17 protein-coding genes are annotated in these 23,603 nt (G+C 51.8%); 7 read left to right on the top strand and 10 right to left on the bottom strand.

Annotation, left to right across the window (positions count from 1 at the left end):
- Positions 1-197 precede the first annotated feature (197 nt).
- From CFREI_RS02515 to CFREI_RS02505, 3 genes are all read left to right on the top strand, one after another.
- Positions 198-1,976, top strand: a complete 1,779-nt coding sequence (locus tag CFREI_RS02515) for an acetyl/propionyl/methylcrotonyl-CoA carboxylase subunit alpha (RefSeq protein ID WP_027012817.1) — start codon at positions 198-200, stop codon at positions 1,974-1,976.
- 107 nt (positions 1,977-2,083) lie between these two features.
- Positions 2,084-2,440: a hypothetical protein gene (locus CFREI_RS02510; RefSeq protein WP_027012816.1), complete on the top strand. Its 357-nt coding sequence runs from the start codon at positions 2,084-2,086 to the stop codon at positions 2,438-2,440.
- A 332-nt stretch (positions 2,441-2,772) separates the two neighbouring features.
- On the top strand, positions 2,773-5,394 hold the full coding sequence (locus tag CFREI_RS02505; protein WP_290246120.1) for a coiled-coil domain-containing protein: 2,622 nt from the start codon (positions 2,773-2,775) through the stop codon (positions 5,392-5,394).
- A 74-nt stretch (positions 5,395-5,468) separates the two neighbouring features.
- On the opposite strand, the gene CFREI_RS02500 is transcribed toward CFREI_RS02505, so the two are convergent.
- From CFREI_RS02500 to CFREI_RS02490, 3 genes are all read right to left on the bottom strand, one after another.
- Positions 5,469-8,870: a pyruvate carboxylase gene (locus tag CFREI_RS02500; protein ID WP_027012814.1), complete on the bottom strand. Its 3,402-nt coding sequence runs from the start codon at positions 8,868-8,870 to the stop codon at positions 5,469-5,471.
- A 569-nt stretch (positions 8,871-9,439) separates the two neighbouring features.
- The gene (locus CFREI_RS02495) at positions 9,440-10,846 is read right to left on the bottom strand and encodes an NAD(P)H-quinone dehydrogenase (RefSeq protein WP_027012813.1); all 1,407 of its coding nucleotides are present in this window, start codon (positions 10,844-10,846) and stop codon (positions 9,440-9,442) included.
- 44 nt (positions 10,847-10,890) lie between these two features.
- The gene (locus CFREI_RS02490; RefSeq protein WP_027012812.1) at positions 10,891-12,024 is read right to left on the bottom strand and encodes an amidohydrolase; all 1,134 of its coding nucleotides are present in this window, start codon (positions 12,022-12,024) and stop codon (positions 10,891-10,893) included.
- A gap of 49 nt (positions 12,025-12,073) precedes the next feature.
- On the opposite strand from CFREI_RS02490, the gene CFREI_RS02485 reads away from it, so the two are divergent.
- On the top strand, positions 12,074-13,594 hold the full coding sequence (locus CFREI_RS02485) for a phospho-sugar mutase (protein WP_027012811.1): 1,521 nt from the start codon (positions 12,074-12,076) through the stop codon (positions 13,592-13,594).
- Here CFREI_RS02485 and upp read toward each other — a convergent pair.
- Positions 13,591-14,226, bottom strand: coding sequence for a uracil phosphoribosyltransferase (upp, locus tag CFREI_RS02480; RefSeq protein ID WP_027012810.1), 636 nt, complete (start codon positions 14,224-14,226; stop codon positions 13,591-13,593). The genes CFREI_RS02485 and upp overlap by 4 nt on opposite strands.
- Positions 14,227-14,281: 55 nt before the next feature.
- Here upp and CFREI_RS02475 point away from each other — a divergent pair, with 55 nt between their 5' ends.
- Genes CFREI_RS02475 through CFREI_RS02465 form a run of 3 tightly spaced genes read left to right on the top strand, consistent with a single transcriptional unit; the run spans position 14,282 to position 16,562 of the window.
- On the top strand, positions 14,282-14,545 hold the full coding sequence (locus CFREI_RS02475; RefSeq protein ID WP_027012809.1) for a hypothetical protein: 264 nt from the start codon (positions 14,282-14,284) through the stop codon (positions 14,543-14,545).
- Entirely contained in the window at positions 14,542-15,336 is a 795-nt protein-coding gene (locus CFREI_RS02470; protein ID WP_027012808.1) for a C40 family peptidase, read from the top strand. Before CFREI_RS02475 ends, CFREI_RS02470 begins: the two co-directional genes overlap by 4 nt.
- Before the next feature lie 11 nt (positions 15,337-15,347).
- Positions 15,348-16,562: a SatS C-terminal domain-containing protein gene (locus tag CFREI_RS02465; protein ID WP_027012807.1), complete on the top strand. Its 1,215-nt coding sequence runs from the start codon at positions 15,348-15,350 to the stop codon at positions 16,560-16,562.
- A gap of 664 nt (positions 16,563-17,226) precedes the next feature.
- On the opposite strand, the gene CFREI_RS02460 is transcribed toward CFREI_RS02465, so the two are convergent.
- Genes CFREI_RS02460 through CFREI_RS02435 form a run of 6 tightly spaced genes read right to left on the bottom strand, consistent with a single transcriptional unit; the run spans position 17,227 to position 23,583 of the window.
- On the bottom strand, positions 17,227-18,498 hold the full coding sequence (locus CFREI_RS02460) for an adenosine deaminase (protein ID WP_035112180.1): 1,272 nt from the start codon (positions 18,496-18,498) through the stop codon (positions 17,227-17,229).
- Positions 18,499-18,550: 52 nt separating this feature from the next.
- Entirely contained in the window at positions 18,551-19,624 is a 1,074-nt protein-coding gene (yhjD, locus tag CFREI_RS02455) for an inner membrane protein YhjD (RefSeq protein WP_027012806.1), read from the bottom strand.
- A 26-nt stretch (positions 19,625-19,650) separates the two neighbouring features.
- A complete protein-coding gene (gene trpS / locus CFREI_RS02450; RefSeq protein WP_027012805.1) occupies positions 19,651-20,667 on the bottom strand; it encodes a tryptophan--tRNA ligase in 1,017 nt (338 codons plus the stop codon).
- Between the two features lie 11 nt (positions 20,668-20,678).
- Complete coding sequence (locus tag CFREI_RS02445; protein WP_027012804.1) at positions 20,679-21,461, bottom strand: LGFP repeat-containing protein; 783 nt, start codon at positions 21,459-21,461, stop codon at positions 20,679-20,681.
- A gap of 14 nt (positions 21,462-21,475) precedes the next feature.
- Positions 21,476-22,366 carry an exodeoxyribonuclease III gene (locus CFREI_RS02440; protein ID WP_035112060.1) on the bottom strand — a complete coding sequence of 297 codons (891 nt, stop codon included), beginning with the start codon at positions 22,364-22,366 and terminating at the stop codon, positions 21,476-21,478.
- A gap of 29 nt (positions 22,367-22,395) precedes the next feature.
- Positions 22,396-23,583: an MFS transporter gene (locus CFREI_RS02435; protein ID WP_084170760.1), complete on the bottom strand. Its 1,188-nt coding sequence runs from the start codon at positions 23,581-23,583 to the stop codon at positions 22,396-22,398.
- Positions 23,584-23,603 lie beyond the last annotated feature (20 nt).

Raw genomic sequence — 23,603 nt, 5'->3', positions numbered from 1 at the left:
GACTCTTACCCCATTCCAGGGGAATCAGGCTACCCCCTAGCGTGCATTTTCGCTGCAATACCGCCTTGGTTTCACAAGTTTGTGTGTAAGAATGAGTGGTGTCTTACTGCTCCTCACCCCCCATGTGAGGAGTGGCACACTCGTTTTTCAAAAGGCGGCGCGTCGCGTCGCGGTGCAATTCTTCAGGAGGGGTTCTCGTGACAGTCGAGACCAAGAAAATCACTAAGGTACTTGTCGCCAACCGCGGCGAAATCGCCATTCGGGTTATTCGCGCAGCTCGTGATGCTGGCATTGCCAGTGTTGCTGTCTACGCAGAACCAGATGCTGATGCACCTTTCGTTTCAATGGCCGATGAAGCATTCGCCTTAGGCGGGCAGAACTCTGCCGAGTCGTACCTTGTGTTTGACAAGATTCTCGACGCCGCGAAGAAGTCCGGTGCGGACGCAATTCACCCTGGTTACGGCTTCTTGTCTGAAAATGGCGACTTCGCTGAGGCTGTTATTAATGCTGGACTGATTTGGATTGGCCCATCGCCGCAATCCATTCGTGATCTTGGCGATAAGGTGACCGCTCGTCATATTGCATTGAAAGCCAATGCCCCTATGGCACCTGGCACCAAGGAACCAGTCAAAGACGCTGACGAGGTTGTTGCTTTTGCCCAGGAACATGGTCTTCCGATTGCTATTAAGGCCGCCTTTGGTGGCGGTGGTCGTGGCATGAAGGTTGCCTACAAAATGGAAGAAGTTAAGGATCTTTACGAGTCCGCTACTCGTGAAGCACTAGCTGCTTTCGGTCGAGGCGAATGCTTTGTGGAGCGCTATCTTGATAAGGCTCGTCACGTTGAGTGTCAGGTTCTTGCAGACCAGCACGGCAATGTTGTTGTTGCTGGTACCCGCGACTGCTCCCTGCAACGTCGTTTCCAGAAGCTCGTCGAAGAGGCGCCAGCACCATTCCTTACCGACGAGCAGCGCACTCGCCTACATGAGTCCGCTAAAGCAATCTGCAAAGAAGCTCATTACTATGGCGCTGGCACCGTCGAATACTTGGTCGGTTCCGATGGTTTAATTTCCTTCCTCGAAGTAAACACTCGTCTGCAGGTAGAGCACCCTGTAACCGAGGCAACCACCGGTCTAGATCTAGTTCGTGAACAGTTCCGCATTGCGGAAGGCCGCGAGCTCCATATCAAGGAAGACCCAACTCCTCGTGGTCACGCAATTGAGTTCCGTATCAATGGCGAGGATGCAGGCACAAACTTTATGCCAGCTCCCGGCAAGATCACCAAGTATGTTGAGCCTGCTGGCCCAGGTATCCGCATGGACTCCGGCATTGTTGAAGGTTCTGTCATTGGCGGACAGTTCGACTCAATGCTTGCGAAGCTCATCGTGTACGGAGAAACTCGCGATGAAGCTTTGCAGCGTGCCCGCCGCGCACTCGATGAGTATGTTGTCGAAGGCATGCCAACAGTCATTCCATTCCATCGTCATATCGTTGACAATCCTGCATACATCGGTGATGGCACCAAGTTTGATGTTTACACCAAGTGGATTGAGGAAGAGTGGGATAACCCGATTCCTGCCTATGTTGATCCGGAAGAGGGTGAAGAGGCCGAGGAAGCAACACCTGCACAAAAGGTTGTCGTTGAGATTGATGGGCGTCGTGTAGAGGTGGCTCTGCCTGGTGACCTAGCACTTGGTGGCGGCAATGGTGCCGCTAAGAAGAAGGCTAAGAAGCGCCGTGGCGGTGCCGGAAAGAAGGCTGTTTCAGGTGATGCTGTGGCAGCCCCGATGCAAGGTACCGTGATTAAGGTCAATGTTGAGGAAGGCCAAGAGGTCGAAGAAGGCGAGACGGTAGTCGTTCTCGAGGCCATGAAGATGGAGAACCCGGTAAAGGCTCATAAGTCTGGTGTGGTAACCGGTCTTGCATGTGCTGCTGGCGAAGGTGTCAGCAAGGGTGCTGTCCTTATGGAACTGAAGTAGCCTCCTTGTAGGAAGTTTTACTAGGCCCGGAGAAATCCGGGCCTTTTCCATACACGCATAAGGCCACACGACTTGAACGAGCTTCAATTCCATTACAATCCACTCGTATGGAAGCAATGGAACTCAATGGCGGCCGTTTCTACTTACGGCCGCTCCACAACGACAATCGCATCGACGACCGACCAGCCCTGCAGCATATTACTGACAACCCCGACGACCTTATTATGCAAGCCCAAGCCGGATGGGCGTCGGAAAGCATATTTAGTTGGGCTGTGTGTGAGCAAACCAATGTGGAAATGCTCGCGTTGGCGGTATACGACGGGAAAATTCGAGTGACACCGATCGGCGACCCCGCGCGTGTTTTGCCAAATGATCCAGTACTGCCACAGAAAACCGTGGCAGACGCGGTGGCCGCTGGTGAGGAAACCGTAGCACGTTGGGTCACGGGATTTTTACAGCAGTAATCGCGTTAAAACATGCTTCAAATATTGCATTAATTCCACTCAGCCATTTCTTAAGCAAAATGCTTATCCATATTACGGACCTATAGCCAGAAATCCCTTCAATAGGCAATCCCGCAATAATCTGCCTCAGCCTTAAAAACCGCGCTTGTACTGCAGTTTTAGTACCCTCACCCATTCGGGTGATGAACTTTTGATATCGCAGATCTCAAACCGATAAATAATTGAAACGCGCAAGAAATACATTAAGCTGTCAGAAGTAAAACCTGAGGCAAACCTATGAGAAGGGATTTATAAGATTGTTTCAGCGTAGCCGTCTGACCGCAATTGCCGGTATGGTCGCAACCTCTATTGTCCTCTCGGGAACCGCACCAGCATATGCTGACCCTTCCCCAATTCAGCACCTCACCTCTGCCGAATCTGCTATTGATACAGCGATCACAAAGGTTGCTAACGCAGAGACTCAAACACCTGACAAGCTTGCGGATATACAGGAAAAGATCGCGCAAAAGCAGAAGGAAATAGCGAGTCTTGAACAAAAAATAAAGGACGCTGGAGCGCAACAAAGCGAAGCTGACAAGCTCCAAATTGAACTAGAGGAATTAACGAAATCCCTAGAAAGCGCTAAAGCTTCAGAATCAGTTGAAGCTGCGCTCGCACGTGCTACCGAGCAGCTTGGCAAGGCCAAAGATACAGTTGCTAAAGCCACAGAAACCGCCAAACCGGAAAGCATTGAAGCCGCAAAACAAGCAATTGTCCAGGCGGAAAACGAAGTAAACGCAGCCCAAGCAAAGCTCGGTGAAGCTACCAAACAACTGGACGCTCAGGCTGCAGAAGTCACAGCCGCTGAAACTGCACTGAATGAAGCCAAAACCGCTCTGGCAGAGGCGAAAAAAGATGTAGCTGCTGCACAATCCGATGTGGAAGCCGCTAAGAAAAACGATGAAACCGCCCTCCAAGACCATGCAGCCAAGCAAATGGAATTGGAAAAGCAGATCGAAACTGTAGCACAAGAAGTTACTAAAGCTCAGGGCAAAGTCGACGAGCTCGCAAAGAAAGCCGAAGCGTTTGAGGCATTGACTCAGCGCCTCAAAGAAGACAAGCAAGAACTCGAAGAAAAAAACCAGGATAAAGACTTTATTAATTCTGGTAAAAGCGCCTCCCCAGAAGATATTGCAAAAGCCCCGGAAAGGCTAAAAGAAGCTCAAGCACGGCTTGCCACGCTCGAAAGGGAGATTGCACAGCTTAAGGAACAAATCAATGGGAATGCCGAACTTAAGCAAGCATTCGATCAGTACACTGCGGCTAAAGAGCAAGTACAAAAGAAGAGCGCCGAGCTCAATGCCCTAGAACGTGAAGTTGAAGAATACGAAAAAACAAATTCCACTCGGAATGCAAATAACCAAAAGATTCAACAAAAACAACAGGAACTAGACACTGCTCGTGCGGCTGCCAGTGATATTGATGCTTCGTTAACAGAGCTTCAGCAAAAGGCGAAGGAACTCGATACAAAGCTTGCCGACCGCAAAACAATTAAAAAGGATGCACGTGCCCATCAGCGTCATTTGGCATACCTTGAGGCACTCGATGCGGTACCTGAAGAACAGTTCGAGGCAAAGCTCAATGAGCTTGATACCCAATTTGGAAAAGAAGTCGCAGAAGCTGCCAACAATAAAATTGCTGCCGAGGCAAAACTCGCTCAAGCACAAAAGGCACTCGACGAAAAGCCAAATGATCCTGAAGCCCAGCGTGCCGTTGCAGAAGCTCAAAATGAGGTCGATGCAGCGACGATTGAAGACGACGCACTCAAAGACGTCGCTGATTATGTTTTCGAATCTACGTCCAGTTCGCTAACGGTAAAAGAGGCAATCCCAGAGACCCGCAAGCTTGCCAAACTCGGTGCCGGACAAGTGGAGTATATTGAACAGCAGATCGCTGAACTGCGGGCTGCATTTAGTGGGCTATCCCCTGCAGATAAAATTGCTGAAGTAACAGCTGCGCAAGCAGAAGCTAGGCAAAACATTGAATCTTTGGAACGTGAAATCGCTAAGCTCCAAGGAAATAATGCTTCGGTAGAGTCCGATGATCCTTCGTTTGCGCCACTGACAGATCCACGGCCACGCCTTGCTGAAGCAAAACGTGCTTTTCAAGCCGCTGAAGCAGACCTACAACAGAAACAGGCTGCATATCAGGCGCTTGCACAGCAACATAATGGGGTCGCTCCGGAGAATCTTGAAGATAAACTCGAAGAACAGGAAATTCTGAATTCTCAAATTCTCCTGCTTCAGGGGCTTATTGATTACTCCTACCTGCAGAAACTTCAGGGCAAAATTCAAGAAGCCGAAGCTGAAAAAGCAAAACTTGAGCAAGAACTTGGACAAAAAGATTCAGCGGAGCAGGCACTTTCTGCCGCAGAGAAAAAGCTTTCCGATCTGCAGGACAAGCTTCAGGATCATCAGTCGGCTGCCCCTTCAGCTACTGCTCCAGCAGCTGAAGAAAAACTGAAAGCTCTGACTACCAAGGCCACCGAACTTGAAGGCGAAGTCACCAAAGCCCAAGAAAAGCTGAATGCGGCGAAGCAGGCTCATGCTGCGGGCGTCGAAAAGCTATCTGAAGTGCGCACCGCCAGCATTGCGCAAATCGATGCGGCTATCGACGCCCTTATGATCAGCATCGCCACGTTCGAAGCCGATGTTGCGCAACATAAAGCCAATAACTCCGCTGAAGCAGCAGAACAAGCCCAAGGCGAATTAGATAAGGCCCGCGAAGAACTCAAGCAATTGCAAGAGCTCCGCGATTCCCTAATCAAACCACCAGCTGACAAAGAACAAGAAAAACCGAAACCTAAGCCGAATTTCTGGCAAAACTGGTTTGGATCTGGATTCTCACTCTTAGGTGGACTGCTCAGTATTATTGGTTATATTTTATTCAAAATCCTTGGCGTAAAACTCTGGTAGCGCCAAACCAATAGCAAAGGGGCCCTCCTTTCAAGAGGGCCCCTTTGTAGTGCTTAAGGTTTCAATGCTTCAGGTTAGGAAATAACCAGTAGCAAGTCACCACCTTCTACCTTGGTGGCCTGTGTAAGTACAACGCGTTCCACGGTGCCGCCGATAGTGGCAGTAATCGTTGCTTCCATCTTCATGGCTTCAATAATCGCCACCGGTTGGCCCGCTTCGACCTTATCGCCAACATTGACGGTTACGGTCACTACACCAGCAAATGGTGCGGCAATATGACCCGCATTACCGGTGTCCGCTTTTTCAGCAGAAGCAGTAACGGATTCCACCGAAAGATCACGCACGCGCATTGGACGAATCTGCCCGTTCACATTGCACACAATAGTGCGCATGCCTTTTTCATCGGGCTCGGAGACGGCGTCGAGACGCACCAGCATATGCGTGGAATCGCCAAGGTCGATCATGGTTTCTTTACCCTCAACCAAACCGTAGAAAAACTCACGGTCAGTCAATACTGAGGTATCACCAAAGCGACGGCGATGCTCCGCAAATTCCGCCGCAGGCTTCGGGAACATTAAGCGGTTAAGAGCATCACGACGCTCCTTAGCTTCAGATGATCCCAATGCTTGCTGCTCAGCTTCAGGTACTTCGACCTTTGCAGGAGGCTCGCTACGTCCTTCCAAAGCACGGGTGCGCAATGGTTCCGGCCAACCACCGGGTGGGGTGCCTAACTCGCCACGCAGAAATGCGATTACAGAGTCTGGAATATCGTATTTTTGCGGATCTGCAGCAAAATCGGCGGGATCTACCCCAGCGCCTACCAGGTGTAGCGCAAGGTCACCAACTACCTTAGAAGACGGCGTAACTTTGGTGGGGCGCCCTAACATCTCATTGACGGCCGCATAATAATCCTCAATGAGTTCGAATCGATCCGCCAAGCCCAATGCAATAGCTTGCGCACGCAAGTTCGAAAGCTGCCCACCTGGGATTTCATGGTGATAGACACGCCCGGTTGGACCTGGAGTTCCCGACTCAAATGGCGCATACATTTGGCGAACCGCCTCCCAGTACGGTTCCATATTCGACACCGCATCCAATGAAAGACCAGTATCCCGAGGAGTATTTGCAAACGCTGCCACAATTGCCGAAAGCGAAGGTTGTGAGGTCGTACCAGAAAGCGGCGCAGAAGCACCATCAACGGCATCAGCACCAGCATTTGCGGCAGCTAAATATGTTGCAAGCTGACCACCAGCGGTATCGTGCGTATGCACATGCACCGGCAAATCGAATTCCTTACGCAATGCGGTAACAAGCTTGGCCGCCGCTGCAGGTCGCAACAATCCAGCCATATCTTTCACAGCCAAAATATGCGCACCGGATTCAACAATTTGTTCGGCAAGGCGCAAATAGTAATCCAGGGTGTATAGCTTTTCACCTGGGTCCGCAAGGTTGCCGCTATAGGCCATAGCAACTTCAGCCACACTCGTGCCGGTTTCCAGCACTGCTTCGATCGCCGGGCGCATTTGGCTAACATCGTTCAGGGCGTCGAAAATACGGAAAATATCCACTCCGCTGCGGGCCGCCTCTTCCACAAAGGCTCGGCACACAGAGTCCGGGTACGGGGTGTATCCGACGGCATTCCGACCCCGCAACAGCATTTGAATATTTACATTGGGCATTGCCTTACGGAGATCATCTAAACGTTCCCAAGGGTCTTCGTGCAAGAAGCGCAATGCCACATCATAGGTTGCCCCACCCCATGCTTCTACCGACAGTAATTCCGGCGTGCTATGCGCAACATGACGCGCGGCGTCGACAAGCGCTGAGGAACGCACACGCGTGGCCAAGAGGGACTGATGGGCATCGCGGAACGTTGTATCCGTCACCGCAAGCGCCGTCTGACGCCGCAACTCCTCTGCAAAACGCTTCGGCCCCAAATCGCGCAGGCGGTCACGGGAGCCTCGGCGCAAATGACCCAACTGCGGCAGCTTATCGACGGCCGCGCCCACTGCAGGTGGCTTACCATGTGGACGGTTTACAGTTACATCCGCAAGATAATCGAGGATACGTCCAGCCTCATCATCGGCTGGTGGAGCTGAAAGCAGCCACGGGTGATCCTCAATAAACGAAGTGGAAACCCGCTTACCAGTAAAATCAGGCTCCCGCAGCAATGCCCGCAAGAAACCAATATTCGTAGCCACACCAGAAACATGGAACTCCGCAAGCGCCCGCTGCGCCCGAATCACAGCCCCATTAAAATCCGCACCACGGCACGTCATTTTTACCAACATAGAATCGAAATGCGCAGTGATTTCACCACCGAGCTGCGCCGCACCATCAAGACGCACACCGGCACCACCAGGACTACGATACGCCGTAACCACACCTGTATCCGGACGGAACCCATTCGCAGGATCCTCGGTAGTAATACGACATTGCAATGCCGCACCTTCAGTATGGATCTTATCTTGGGTCAACCCGAGTTCTGCGAGCGTGGCACCCGCAGCAAGGCGCATCTGCGCCTTGACCAAATCCACACCGGTCACTTCTTCTGTGACAGTGTGCTCGACCTGGATACGCGGATTCATCTCAATAAACACATGGTTGCCGTTTTCGTCCACAAGGAACTCAACGGTGCCTGCGCCGGTATATCCGATCTCTTTACAAAACTTCACTGCATCGTTACAGATACGATCACGGAGTTCTGGATCAAGGTGCTGCGCTGGCGCAATCTCCACCACCTTCTGGTGGCGTCGCTGCACCGAACAATCACGTTCAAACAAGTGAACTACTTCACCTGTGTGATCTCCAAGGATCTGAACCTCAATATGCTGCGGGTTTAGTACCGCCCGCTCAATATACACACGAGCATCGCCAAATGCACTCAAGGCTTCCCTAGAGGCCTCCGCCGCGAGATGCGGCAACTCTTCGGGCGTACCAATAAAGCGCATACCACGGCCACCACCACCGGCAACCGCCTTAACAAACAACGGATACGTTTGGCCTTTAGCCTGCTCAACAAGAAAATCAATATTATCGCTAGGCTCCGTATCATCCAAGGTCGGCAAACCAGCCCGACGAGCCGCCGCAACCGCAGCAGACTTATCGCCAGTAAGGTCCAATACCTCAGGAGACGGGCCAATAAAAGTTAAGCCGTTTTCAGCGCACTCGCGGGCAAGTTGAGCATTCTCCGAAAGAAAACCATAACCCGGGTACACGGCATCAGCGCCAGCCTCCCGAGCAGCACGAAGAATCTCATCAATATCCAGATACGCTTTTACCGGAGAACCTTCCGAACCAATCCGATAAGCCTCAGATGCCATCGAACGGTGAAAAGAATTACGATCCTCCTGCGGAAATACCGCTACGGTCTTGGCTCCAATTTCAAACGCAGCACGAAACGCACGGACTGCGATCTCACCACGGTTCGCAACGAGTATCTTTGCAAAAGTAGCAAGTTTGGATTTTTGGGTCATGGTGAACACCTTTGCAATGGGTAGAGAAAGTGAGGTCAATCACTAGATCCCTGATTCTATCGCAAAAATAGCGTGAAAAATGAAAAATCTTCCCAGCTAGGAAAACTTTCACTTTGCGCCAATAATATTCGCTATTCCCCCTGCTACACGACGATTAATGCAGTATAAACTTGCAGCAATAACGTCAGTGCTTGTAAAAAAATTTGCTTTCCAGCAGTTCGGGGTCACTCAAGTACATCTAATGCCACTAGTTAGTGGGAGCATGGTCGTATCGATGCCGGCTATTGGACGGCCGTGATTCCAACCTTAGCCACAACAGTTTTAGGGGCAAGCAGCCCGAAGACCCCGCACGGTGCAGCCCGACAAGCCGGGAGCAGTTCACATTCAAAGGCCCCAAACTTAAACTTCATGCTTAAATTTTGCTTGAGTTGGGGGCGATGTAAATCTGCCTCAGGCAGATTTAACGCAGCGCCAAATTAGCGGCCGCATTTCCTCAGGTCACAGGCGAGACCTGAGGTGCGCAAGATAAATCTGCCTGATTGTCGCAGAAATCCAAAAAGAAACCTGCCCTATCCTAGATCATCGTGTTGGACAAGTTGCCGCGCTGCTTCAGTGATAGAGCCGGAGAGTGTTGGGTACACAGCAAATGTGCTCGCAAGGTCTTCGACTGTGAGATTATTGTTTACTGCCACGGCAATGGGCAGGATAAGCTCGGAGGCTGTTGGGGCTACTACAACGCCGCCGATAATGAGTCCAGAGTTTTTGCGGCAGAAGAGTTTTACAAAGCCATGCCGTAGTGAGCGCATTTTTGCTCGAGCGTTTGTCGCTAGCGGTAGTACGATAACGCGGGCGGAGACTTCGCCAGATTCAATTTGGGCATGGGTTACGCCCACCGCCGCAATTTCTGGCCTGGTGAATACCGCAGTGGCAACGGTTTTCAGACGGATTGGGCTGACTCCTTCTCCTAATGCATGGTACATAGCAATACGCCCTTGCATCGCGGCAACGGAGGCGAGTGGGAAAAGGTCGGTGCAGTCGCCTGCGGCATAAATTCCTGCGACTGTGGTGCGGGAGACTCGGTCAACTTTAATATGTCCGGAAGGCGTAAGCTCTACGCCTACACGTTCTAGGCCAAGATCCTTGGTATTAGGCACGGAGCCTACAGTCATAAGGGCATGGGATCCCCGAATTTCTCGGCCATCAGCAGTACGCACAAGGACGCCTTCGGGAACACGGGTCACAGATTCTACGCGAGCGTGTTTTTCTAAGGCGACGCCACGTTCAGCTAATACGGTTTCAAGAACGTCGGCGGCGTCGGCATCGTCATGCGGAAGGATGCGATCACGGGAAGCCACCATAGTAACTTTTACCCCGAGCTCGGCAAATGCAGAAACAAATTCAGCACCGGTCACGCCAGAACCGACTACAACGAGGTGTTCAGGCAATTCATCAATGTCATAGACTTGGCGCCAGTTTAGAATCCGTTCACCGTCGGGTTCGCAATTTGGCAAGACCCGTGGGGAAGCCCCAGTAGCCAATAACACAAGATCGCATTCGATTGTTTCTTCGGTGCCGTCGGTATGTGTAACTGCAATATAGTGCGTGGTTTGTTGAGGGTTATCGTCGCCAAACACTGCTCGACCATTAATTACCCGAATACCTGCGCGATCCATTTGGGCGCGGACGTCACATGATTGCGCATAGGCAAGATCCTTGACACGGGCATTCACGGCGTCGAGGTTTAGCCGGGCTTCGCCTAACGCGGCGTCGAGACCCATATCATCGGCTCGACGGAGGTCAGTTTTAATGGCCGTCGCTGAAATAAATGACTTTGAGGGGACACAGTCATAAATGACGGCAGAGCCACCAAGCCCTTGATCCTCCACCAACGTAATATCAGCGCCGTATTTTGCACCGGCGAGGGCTGCTTCATATCCAGCAGGCCCACCCCCGATTATGACTATCCGTTGAGTCAAAGTGAGTCCTTACATAGGTGTTGCATAGGTGAAGTCAGATTTGCTCACAGTCTATCTGCATGCAGGATTGATGCAAATAATTTGACCCCCACATCAATACAGTCTTCATCCACGATTAGGTCGGATTGGTGGAGATCATACTCTTCCGTAGTTTTGCAACCCAGGCGAACCATGCACCCTGGGATCTTTTGTAAATACCAGGAGAAATCTTCACCACCAGAGGATTGCAGGGCTTCCACCACACGAAATGGTGAATGATCGATTAAGAGATGTGTTGCAATTGGGTCATTGACCACTGGTGGAATGCCGCGCATATAGTCAATATCAAAACTGCAGCCGGCGGGGGCAAGCACATGGCCTATGAGTTCTTCCAATAAGGGTTGAATGGACATCCAAACATCTACGGAAGCAGTGCGTAAGGTACCGGAAACTGTGCCGGTCTGCGGGATTGCATTTGCAGCGTTTCCCGCATGAATACTACCGAATACTAGGACGGTTCCTGTACGGGGATCTACTCTGCGGGAAAGTAAGGCTGGCAGCTGGGTAACTAAAGAAGAAAGCGCAAAGACAACGTCATTGGTAAGTTGTGGTCGCGATGTGTGACCGCCAGGACCGTGAACATTGACCGTAAGGATATCGGCGGCAGAGGTAATCGCCCCGGCGCGCACACCAATGGTTCCGGTGTGTAATGCTGGCTCACAGTGCACAGCGAATATTTTTTCTATTCCCTCAATGCCACCCCAAGAAATCACATCAGGTGCTCCGCCGTACATTACTTCTTCGGCGGGTTGAAAAATAATTCGGGCGTCGATTGGCTCGGGATATTCCGCTAACGCACACGCGGTAGCTAATGCAATTGTGGTGTGCACATCATGCCCGCAGGCATGCATAACCCCAGGATTCTGGGAACTAAACGGTAGCCCGGTTTCTTCTTGAATTGGCAGGGCATCTATATCGCCCCGAAAGGCGATTCGCGGATTACCTATATCCACCATAAGTCCGGTTGTGGGGAAGAGTTTGGGCTCTAATCCATAACCTCGTAATATGCCTGCAATATATGCTGTTGTGCCGTGCTCTTCATGCGATAACTCTGGGTAAGCATGCAGGTAGCGACGCCACGAGAGCACTTCATCCCGATTCTGTTCGAGCCACCGGTCGATGTGCGAGCGGATGTTCACTTTATTCCTTTCCCTGGCGAGCCTGCTGTGACCATCCTATTATCAGGCCATGACCTTATTAACGTTCGGTACCGCTGGTTTGCGCGCGCCGGTGGGTCCTGGCCCCGGGCAAATGAACGTTGCGCAGGTGGCACGTACAACCGCAGGGGTAGCTGCTTGGTTAGCTCAGCGTTCCGCCAGACTGCATTTGCAGCATGCCCCTTTAGAGTCGGTAGCACTCCATAAAGATGATGGCCCATTGCAGGTAGTAGTGGGTTTTGATGCCCGCTACGGTTCCCACACCTTTGCCACCACAGCTGCCGAAGTGCTTGCTGGCGCAGGAGTTGAAGTGCTATTGCTCCCAATGCCCACCCCCACTCCATTACTCTCGTGGCTGATTCGTGATCGCAAATGTGATGCAGGAATTCAAATCACTGCATCCCAAAATCCAGCAACGGACAATGGCTATAAAGTCTTTGATTCAGATGGTCGGCAAATTACCTCCGAAGATGCCCATGCCATTGAAGCGGCAATTTCGGAAGTCGCCCAGGTTCCCCGAGTGTCTGTTCGACCCGGCGCGGATCAATTGCGGCGTTATTTGGATGAGGTTGTAGAAATAGTTAACCCCGGCACGGATTTGCTTAAGGTGAATAATGAACGCGCCGCCTGCAAAGTGGTGTACACCGCTATGCACGGAGTTGGCGGCCGTGCGCTACATCATGCCCTGCAAGCGAGTGGGTTTGCACTAAGTTTTCCGGTTGAGGAGCAATTGCACCCAGATCCAACTTTTCCAACGGTCCGTTTCCCAAACCCAGAGGAGCCGGAAGCTGTGGAGTTATTACTTGCGACGGCCGCAGAGGTTGAGGCGGACGTATTGGTTGCGCTGGACCCTGATGCAGATCGTTGCGCTGTCGGTTATCGGCGCGGTGACCAGTACATTATGCTGCGTGGCGATGAACTCGGCCCACTGCTTGCGCATCGCCTAGTACCAGAAGGTGGCGTTGTAGCTACCACTGTGGTGTCTTCCCAATTGCTTCAAAAAATGGCAGAAAAACGCGGCTGGGGTTATTGCGAAACTTTAACCGGGTTTAAAAACCTCTCCCGCGCCCACGAAGAACTGGTGTTCGCTTATGAGGAGGCCGTTGGTACCTCACCAGCACCGCAAATGGTCCCCGATAAAGATGGCATCGCCACCGCGCTCATTGCCTGCGCTTGGGCCGCCGAGTTAAAGGCCCTTGGCAGAACACTCGGCGACGAGCTCGACTCCCTGCACCGCGAATTTGGCGTACACCTAGGCACTCAGGTCCCGGTTCGTACTACCGCCCCTCAGGCGTTTGTCGACGCCCTGCGCGACAACCCACCCACCCAGCTCGCGGGTTTCCCGACCACTTGCACTATGCTTCCCGCTGATCAAGGGCTTATTTTCACCGGCGAATGGGAAGAGGGTACCTTCCGGCTTATCGCCCGCGCATCTGGAACCGAACGCAAGGCGAAACTCTATCTTGAAGTAGTAAGCCCGTGCCGGCCAGCTGCCGAACGCATACTGGCCGAATTGCGTAGTGATGCCGAGGAACTAGCGATTAGCCACTAAAAATCGATATTCCGGGGACCATACAACCTATCGCCGGCATCACCTAGGCCCGGGACAATATACGCTGCTTCATTAAGTTCTGGATCGATCGTGGCCGTGACCAACCGAACCGGCAAACCGGAATCCGCCAATGCATCAACGCCTGGCTGCGCGGATACCATACATACCGCTGTAATGTCCGTGGCTCCCCTTTCATGCAAAAGACGAATTGCATATAACAGCGATCCGCCCGTGGCCAACATAGGATCCACTACAAATACCGGTTGCCCAGTCAAGTCTTCGGGAAGGGCTTCAAGGTATGGCACCGGCTCGTGGGTTTCTTCATTACGGGCCAGTCCAATAAAACCAACCTGGGCATCTGGAATCATTTTCAGTGCTGGGTCAATCATGCCCAATCCAGCCCGAATCACAGGCACAATAATCGGCGGATTCTTGAGCCTCGTCCCCTGTGCCATTGCAACAGGTGTTTGAGTATCAAAGTGTTCCACTGGGAGGCCTCGTGAGGCTTCATAGATCAGCATGGTTCCAAGATCAGCAAGCGCTGCCCGAAATGCAGTGTTATCACTGCGGGCATCGCGCATAATCGTGAGTCGAGAAGCAGCAAGTGGATGGTTGACAACGGTGATCTGCATACCCCCAATCGTAACCCCAAGGAACCCCTAAGAATCCGAATAGCGTCCAAGAAACATGGAATTGCAACCGGACCACGTTCGTTCCCTAGCCACCGAACTGATTCGCGGTGCCGAACTCGCCGCCGCCGGACACCACACTCCAGACCCTGCACTGGGAGAATTCTCCCATGCACTAAGTAAAGCTATAGAAAGCTGTTCGAGACGCAGCCTGCACCTAAAACAGCACGCAGAAAGCATTGCCGAGCGGGCAGCAAATTACATGCTAGAAGTCGAAGATATTGACCAAGAACTCGGGCATACTTTAGGTCACCTCGCATGATCCAAGGCATGATCGAAGATCTGCAACGGCGTATCCCCCATCTAGAAATTCAGCCAGTAACTCTCCCCGATATCACCGCTGCTGCCCCACTGGCAGAAGCGCTTGGTATCGAACTTCCACTTATTGGTGCCCACAACGAACTTGCCGACGATCTCGAACACATCAATCGTCTTGTACAGGACCTACCCGATATTGAATCGCAACTCACCAATCTCGCGGGCCAGGTACTCAATCATATTGGTGGATTACTACCCCGCCTGGCCACCTTTGAACCAGCCGCCTTCGCAGAACTCACCCAATTGCCAAATATCGTATCCGGTATTGCAGACCAGCTTATGCCCGATTTAGGACCAGCAACCGCAGAGCTCCAGCGGATTGCAGAATCTACAGCCGGGCTTGAACTTACCGTAGACAATGTTGTGGAAAGCGTCACTGGAGGGGCGTCGACAAGCGGTGAACAAGCAGTGGCAGCCGCCCGCAGTGCCATAGGAACGCCTTACTGCTGGGGCGGTACCACGCCAGGGGTCGGTCTTGATTGCTCCGGACTCACACAGTGGGCGTGGAGACAAGCCGGAATCGAACTGCCGCGGCTTGCCGAAGACCAAACAATTGGGCGAGAAATAAGCGAAGCAGAACTACAACCCGGCGACCTTGTGGTGTGGGACGGGCACGTGGCCATGTACTCCGGCAATGGAAACATCATCGAAGCAGGCGACCCCGTGCAAGAAAGCCCATTGCGGACCACCAATATGGGTATGGCCTTTAAAGGTTTCTTTCGACCGACCGGGTAGAATTTCGCGACATGGCACAACAAGGCATCGTTCCCGTTTCCCTCGAGCTCACCGAAGGCACTTTCTATACCCTTTGGGCACCGCGCTGGAAGGAACACGGCCAAGAATGGCAAGCGTTCCTAGGCCACGGAGACCACGTCTACCTTTTTAACTCGCCGGAAGAAGTTCTAGTATTCCTAGAATCCGGCCAACCACACGACCTAAACACGCACCCCAAGTGGGGACAATTCAATAGTGGCGACGCCGCGCGCGTGGTACCAAACGAACGCGACGAAGTCTCAATGGTGGAAGCCCCTGCATACCTCGCCGGACGGCCCTCCTATAGCAACGTCACCAAACTCGCCCGCGCATTCGCAGTATCAAAAAGCCTCGGATCCGTATGTTCCCTTACCGACATTGAATCCTTCTACTCCGGGCACTCGATCCTGGCCAATGTAGACCGCGGACACGACCACTTTAGTGGCGAACGAGGCATGTCCGAGTGGTCCACCATCGGGCGCGTAGTACTTACCAACTGGAATAAAGTTGTAGACGCTTTAGACAGTATCGTTCACACCCCAGAAGTAGCGGAAGAAGACGCCAAAAACGCACGGCAACGCATTCAAGAAGCCCAAGAGGCAGCCGAAAAAGCAGCGGCTGAAAAAGCCAAAGCCGAAGAAGAAGCTGCCGATCCATACGACACCTCAATCTGGGCGGCAGCCGGCATCGATCCAATTAAAATTGCTATTGATGGGCGCACCCTTTACACCTTGCGCACCTACCTAGGAAAACAACCACTCTTCCTTGGAAAATTCGGCCAAATAGTCACCTTTAATAACCGCAAAGCAATGGCGCGCTGGCTTGCCGAACACGACGACCACGACCTGGCCACCGTCTCAACCTGGCCCACTATTATGGACGCAGTCAATGGCGGCGAATTAGAAGTAACCGTCCACGAAGACAATACTTACGTATTCACCGGCCTACGTGAAGACATTGCCAAAGGCACCAAAGAAGTAGACACAAATCAACTACGTCAAGCCTACGAACTTCTTGCGGACTCGGCTGACTGGGCATCCGACGACTCCGTAAATTCCATCCTTGTAGCCAATCCAGCCCTCCAGGAATACATCGCTTATATGCTTGGATCCGCCACAGGATACGTACCCTCAGCACCATTTACCGCTGAAGTAGACGGCTGGAAGCAACTCGAAGAAAGCCTTGTTGCACGATTCACTAAATACTAGAGCTGGTTTTTTTTGGGGGGGGTGGGCTGTGGGCTGAGCTTTGGGGGGTGGTCTGTGCCTTTTTTTGGGGGGGCTGGATCCCGGAAACGGGATCCGTGTGGGGGTTTTGGTATGGGGAAGAATTTAGGCACCGGGCGGTTTTAAGCACCGGTTTACATATGTTTAAATATCAAGTGTCGTTTTTTACACCATGTTGTACACAATTGGTGTTTTTTGCGACAAAACTATGGCTTCTACGGGGCTCCGGTGACGCTTTTTACACCAATTGCACACAAGATGGTGTTTTAAACGACAAGCCCCAGCTCGGCAATTGTGCACGATTTATAACCCACACCCTCAAGGTATGGAGGAGCATCAAAACACCTGGACAGCGAGTAGCTCGATGCAGTAAAACACGAGCCACACATGGCAGATATTGTTGTTTTAATAACAAGTGTCGTTTTTTACACCATGTTGTGCACAATTGGTGTTTTTGGCGACAAAATTATAGCTCCAGAAGGCTCTCGGTGACGTTTTTTACACCAATTGCACACAAGATGGTGTATTTAACGACAACCCCCAAGATAACGCTCGCCCACAACACATCACCAACAAATAAATGTTCCTCAACTAAGGCATCAGTCTGCCCAGCAGCACCTCAGCCAAGGCTTGTTTACAATGTGCCTTATTTTTGGTTGTCCAAGCCCAGGTCTTTGAGGTCGATTCCCAAGTCCGCGAGGGTTTGCGGATCGATTGCATCGAGGTCATCTTGGGTGAGTTGTCCTAGTCCGCCGGCATGGTCTTCATGTGGGGCTATACTGCCGGTTTGGTTGAGCACAGCATCTTCAGAAGCGAATCCGTGTTTGACCAAGAGTTCTTCGTATGCTGGATCTATCAGCGCGCCGATTATTTCTTCACGTAACTGTTGTGGGATAAATGCGCTGCGAATCGCATTAAGCGTTAATTCGTAGAGTTCGCCAAGACCGAAATCAAAAGCATCGACAAGGACCATCATTTCTTTTGTCATGGTGGTGTCTGAAACGAGGCGATTATCAGTATTAACAGTGCAAGAGAATCCGAGTTCATATAGCAGCGGGAACGGATGATCGAGAAGGTTATCTACCACGCCGGTTTGAACGTTCGATGTTGGGCAAAGCTCAAGGGGGATGCGCCGGTCACAGACATAGGAGGCCATTCGTCCTAAGGTAATTCCGGACATATCGGCAGAGATATCTTCATAGATTCGTGCACCGTGTCCAATGCGGCAGGTGCCTTGCCGTACTGCGGATTCAAGTGACTCGAGCCCTGCAGCTTCACCAGCGTGGATGGTGAATGGAACAAAGTTTTCCCTAAGGAGGGCAAAGGCTTCGGCATGTTTGGATGGTAGGAAACCGTCTTCGGCACCGGCGATGTCGTAGCCCGCGATTGTGCCGCCGGGTTGGTAGTTATCCACCATGAGTTGCGCTATTTCGGCTGTGCGTTCGGCATGACGCATGCCACAGAGAATAAGTCTTACATAGATTGTTTTGCCCATGTCTGCCACTACAGCGACGCCCTTGTCGACGCCCCGCACAGCGGCGTCGACAACTTCTTGGAGGGTGAGTCCGGCCTCTTGATGTTGTTCTGGAGCAAATCGGAGTTCTGCGTAGATAACATTATCGGCGGCGAGGTCTTCAACAGCTTCGCAAGCTACGCGTTCGATTGCTTGCGCGGTCTGCATCACTGCGCACGTGTGTGCAAATGTTTCGAGGTACTTTGGCAGGGAGCCGGAGTTGGCGGCGTCGAAAAACCACTGCTTGAGTTTTGTGGGATTGGTGGTTGGCAGGTCCCCGTAACCACAGTCGGCGGCTAATTCGATAATTGTGGATGGCCGCAATCCACCATCCAAGTGATCATGGAGAAGAACTTTTGGTAATTCGTGCACAATTTCTTCAGACAGCGGTAATGGAGAAGTCATGGTATGCATGAAGCCCACAGTACCCGCAGCAATCGAATTGCACGCCAATCACCTAACCCCGAGGGCGACGGAACAAGCGTGCTATTACAGCAGTGGCTGCTGCACCTGCTGCAGCTGCTGTAGCCATACTCCGCGGCGAAGGCGCCACTCGAATTTCCTGGCGAACGCGGATTACGGCTGGCTCCGGAACCGCAGGTTTTGTTTGGGCAAGCGATTCTTCGGTAGTCGCTGCCCATGCAGAGCAATACAAAAGTATTTGCCAAATAAAGTACAACAAAACCATTACGCCGATAATCGGCCCGAAGGTGGCACCAGCAGGGTTTGTAAGCGCACTGGCAAAGAATAACGAGGCTACCTGTTTAAAAAGCTCAAAGCCTATAGCCCCAATCCAAGCGGCTTTTAATGCTGACCTTGGAGGCACCTTTACACGCGGCATGTACTTGATTAACCAGAAAAATACAACGTAATTCGCAAGTACACCAAGGATGAGCGAAACAAACCAGAGCAGCGTAAAAATGCCTGGAATATCATCTGCGCCTATCCATGCCACAATTCGGTAAGCCAGCCCGGAAGAGCCCACAGCAGTAATACCGAATGCAAACACGAAAGCGACGAGCAAACCAACGAGACCTAGTAGGTCTTTGAGCTTGTCCCGCAGGAAATTTCCTGCGTGTGGGTCGAATTTCCACATTTTGGACACCCCATACCGCAGGTTGTACATCCAAGCCAAACCGGACCATAGAGCTGTGGCCGCACCGACTCCAGCTACGGCACCGCGTTGGCTAATTGCGGTTTCCACAATTGTGTTAATTGGGTCAGCAACATCCCCAGATACCTGGGCAGCGATCTGTTCTTGGATTTCCACAACCATTTCTGGGCGGTTAGCCAATGCAAATGCAATGCCCGCAAAAGCGAGCATCAGTATCGGAAACATTGAAAGCACGGAAAAGTAGGTAATGCCAGCGGCGTATTGGCTGCCGCCCATTTCAACATAGCGTTCATGCATACGCATGACGTGGTCGAACCAGGGCCATTGTTGGCGGTAGCGATCCACAAACCCCGGTTTGTCTGGGCTTACTCGCTCAATACCAAATTCATCTCGTCGGGTTTGTGTGGTCGCTGCCATAGTTTTGCCTTTCTATAGTAGGGCCGCTACTTTCGGGCTAAGAATCCAATTCGGTCATACACATCCGCGAGGGTACGGGTGGCTACTTCACGGGCACGGTCAGCACCTGCAGCGAGAATTCGTTCTAATTCTCCTTGGTCAGCCATGAGTTCATCAAAACGGGCTTTCAATGGTGTAGTAAATGCTTCTAATGCTTCAGCAGTGTCTACTTTAAGGGCTCCATAGCCTTTACCTTCGTATTTGGCAACGAGCTCATCAATTGGGGTGTCAGTAAGGGAAGATTGAATGACCAACAGGTTTGACACACCTGGCTTTGCTTCTTTGTCATAGCGAATTTCAGCTTCGTTATCAGTAACAGCACTTTTGATTCGCTTTGTAGAAACTTTAGGATCATCCAGCAGATTTATCAATCCCCTTGAATCACCATCAGACTTGCTCATTTTCGCCGTGGGGTTTTGGAGATCATAGATCTTTGCAGCGCCTTGCGGAATAAAAGGTTCTGGCACTGGGAATGTTTTTTTATAGCGAGAGTTAAAACGTTCTGCCAAATTCCGGGTGAGTTCCAGGTGCTGACGTTGGTCTTCGCCCACGGGAACGAATTGTGGCCGGTAAAGCAGGATGTCTGCGGCCATAAGCATTGGGTAGGTGAACAGCCCTGCTGAGGTGTGCTCGGCACCGCGTTTTGCGGATTTATCTTTGAATTGGGTCATTCGGGATGCTTCCCCAAAGCCAGTAAGGCAGGTGAGTACCCAGCAAAGTTCAGCGTGTTCAGGCACGTGTGATTGCACAAAGAGCGTCGATTTTTCGGGATCAATGCCTAGGGCAATAAGTTGTGCTGCTCCGGCGACTGTGCGGTGGCGTAGTTCCTTTGGATCTTGTTCCACGGTAATGGCGTGAAGATCCGGGATAAAGTAGTACGCTTCAAACTCTTTTTGGAGGTTAATCCATTGCTTAAGCGCGCCTAAGTAGTTCCCTAGGTGATAAGAATCTCCTGTAGGTTGGATGCCGGAGAGTACACGCTGCTTTTTCTCGGGGGTTGTCATGGTGGTATAGCCTACTCGGTCGCACCAAAGGCTGCTTCACTGACCACACCCGTCCGTGAATTTGAAAGAATTACCTTATTGTCTCCGAAGATTACGGCGCGGTCGAACTGCCCTGCGGTATCACTTCCTACATTGACAATGTCAGTTTTCGGAAAGCCGTAGTCGCCATCCACACCGCCGCGTTCTTGCCAGTGTTCATGGATTCGGCCGCCCACATAATGCACTCCGCTTTCTTGCGAAGAATATAGCCAGGCCGCTTGTTCAAATCCTTGCCGGGCCCCTGTTCCTACTTTTTCGATTCTGGTTGTGGGAAATCCCAGGATACCTTGCTCACCTCCGAGGAGAATGTACTTGAGTAGGAATTCGTTATAAAGGGCATGGGCTCCGGTCCGTGGGGACCAGAGGATCATGCCTTTTTCGTAGACTGCTTTGGCACCGTGATTGCCTGCTTCTACGATTTCAGTAAGCGGTTTACCTAAAGAACCTGTTTCCCCACCAAGGCGTTGATACTCTTTTTCGATGGGTTCCGGGTGGGCTGCTAAAGGCACATGAGCGGCTTTGGTAGCTTGTTGTTGGACCATACCGCCAGTGAATTGTTCAATTTCTTCTTTGCTGGGCAGGCTTGCGTCCAATGGAGTGGGTTGTGCGGCTGCAACAGCTTGGACTTCTTTGTAGGTAAACGTTGGTCCGTGGTCGGCGCTTGGCGCACTCAAAAATACGTTTGCGGCTATAAGTGAGCCGACGCCAAGCACCGCGAAGATTAAGGACAGTGGTAATGCTTTTGAGTGATTCACTCGGCCTATTCTAACTAAAGGTATTGCACATTTACGGGAGCATGATCGGACCACCGCATGTCGTATGCTTCGGCTTTATCTACCCAGGTGCGCTGTGCTCGTTCAAGCATGTTTTTCGTTACCGCTTGGTAGTCGATACGCCATCCAGCATCGGTGTCAAAGGCTCTGCCGCGGTAGGACCACCAACTATATAGGGCATCCTCCGGCTGGAGTCGACGGGCAACATCGAACCATACCGGCTCAGTATTTGCTTCTCGACGTCGCTCACTTACGTATTCAACAGCACCTAGGTAATCTCCATAGGCGGGGATTTGGGTTTCAGCATCAGGAAATGTTCCAAAAACGGCATCCATAAATGCACGTTCATCGGGGAGGAATCCAGATCGCTTTTGGTTGGTTTTCCAGTTTTTAAGGTCTTGCTGCCGGTGACAAATATTCCAGTCTCCCCCAATCACCATATCGCTGTGTTCTTTAGCTTTCTTGCCTAATACATCTTCGAAAATATCTAAGAATCGGTATTTTTCGTCTTGTTTTTCGCTTCCGGCTTCTCCGGAAGGCAAGTAAAGCGAGGCTACACGAATATCTGCTGTGGTCGCTTCGATATAGCGACCGGAATCTTCAAAGTCTTCTATACCTACCGCGACGTCGATAAGCGGAGTACGGGAGAGGATGCCAACCCCGGCGCGGCCTTTTGCTGCAGCTTCAGCGCCGGCGAAATGCCAACCGGAATCAAGTACAGGTGCAAGAGCCTTCAGGGTGTCTTTTTCGCTCGCCCGAACTTCTTGCAGCAGTACAACGTCCGAACCTGAGTTTGCAAGCCAGTGAAGGAAGCCAAGGTTGGTTTCACTGCGTTCTTTTACAGCTGCGCGAATACCGTTGACATTCACGGTGGTGATGGTAAGCATAAAGCACAGCGTACTGGATGTAGTGCGCCCTATACATGTACCGGTTGGCGTTCGCCTACGGTTTCGGAAATCGACGCAGTACGTGGTGCACGTTTGTGTAGGGCAAATGCAGGGACCCACAGCACCAAGGCGATGGCGGATAGTGCAGCACCACCCAGTGCCGGTGCACTATAGCTATAGCCCGCTGCAATCATGGTGCCGCCAAGTGCCGCACCAAGAGCATTGGCCAGGTTTAATGCAGAGTGGTTCAGGGCCGCAGCAAGAGTTTGGGCGCGGCCCGCAACATCCATAAGCCGAACCTGGAGCGAAAGCACGAGCGTAGAGCCGAAAAACCCAATAATTCCAAAGTTCGCTACGGCAAGCCATGGGTTTATAGTGGTAGCAAAATAGAAGGTAATAAGGCTGACCAGAATCATAATTAATGAACCAGCAATACCGCTTTCTACATTGCGGTCTGCCATTCGGCCACCAGCGAAATTACCGGCAACCATGCCTACGCCGTACACCATAAGCACCAGCCAAATCCAGGAAGCACTAAGCCCTGCATCGGTCATGGTCCAAGTGATATATGTATACACCGCAAACATGCCGCCGAATCCGACGGTCCCGATTGCTAGCGTTAACCAAACTTGTGAACGCCCCAGCGCCCCGAGTTCCGTAAGCGGACTGGTTGGTTTCATAAGGGTCATATGCGGAAATAGGAACCACAATGCCAGCAAACACACCACACCAGTTGCTGCGACAAATACATAGGCCCATGCCCAACCAAGGGCAACCCCTAGCCATTGTGCTGCGGGAACCCCAATTACGGTAGCTACAGAAAGCCCCATACCGACCATGGCTACGGCACGACCACGCTGACCTGCTGGCGCCATTGATGCTGCGGCAAGCCCAGCGACGGAGAAATACGCACCATGCGGTAAGCCAGCAATAAACCGCGCCCCTATCAAACTCCAATATGAGGTAGCAAAGGCACTGGCAATATTGCCAAACACAAACGCCGCCATAAGCACAAGCAAAAGTCGGCGCCGCGGCACCATGCCCGTTAATGCGCTAATCAACGGTGCGCCGACCACCACGCCAAGGGCATATGCAGAAATAACATGGCCCGCTGCGTCCTCAGAAACGGCAAAATCCGCAGCCATAAGGTTCAGCAGACCCATTGACACAAATTCAGTAGTGCCAATACCAAAACCTCCAAGGGCGAGGGCAACCATAATTACTACTCGCCGCGCCT

Origin of the sequence: Corynebacterium freiburgense, assembly GCF_030408815.1 — a bacterium.
GTDB classification, from domain to species: Bacteria; Actinomycetota; Actinomycetes; order Mycobacteriales; family Mycobacteriaceae; genus Corynebacterium; species Corynebacterium freiburgense.
This window is presented reverse-complemented; position numbering and strand designations above follow the sequence as displayed.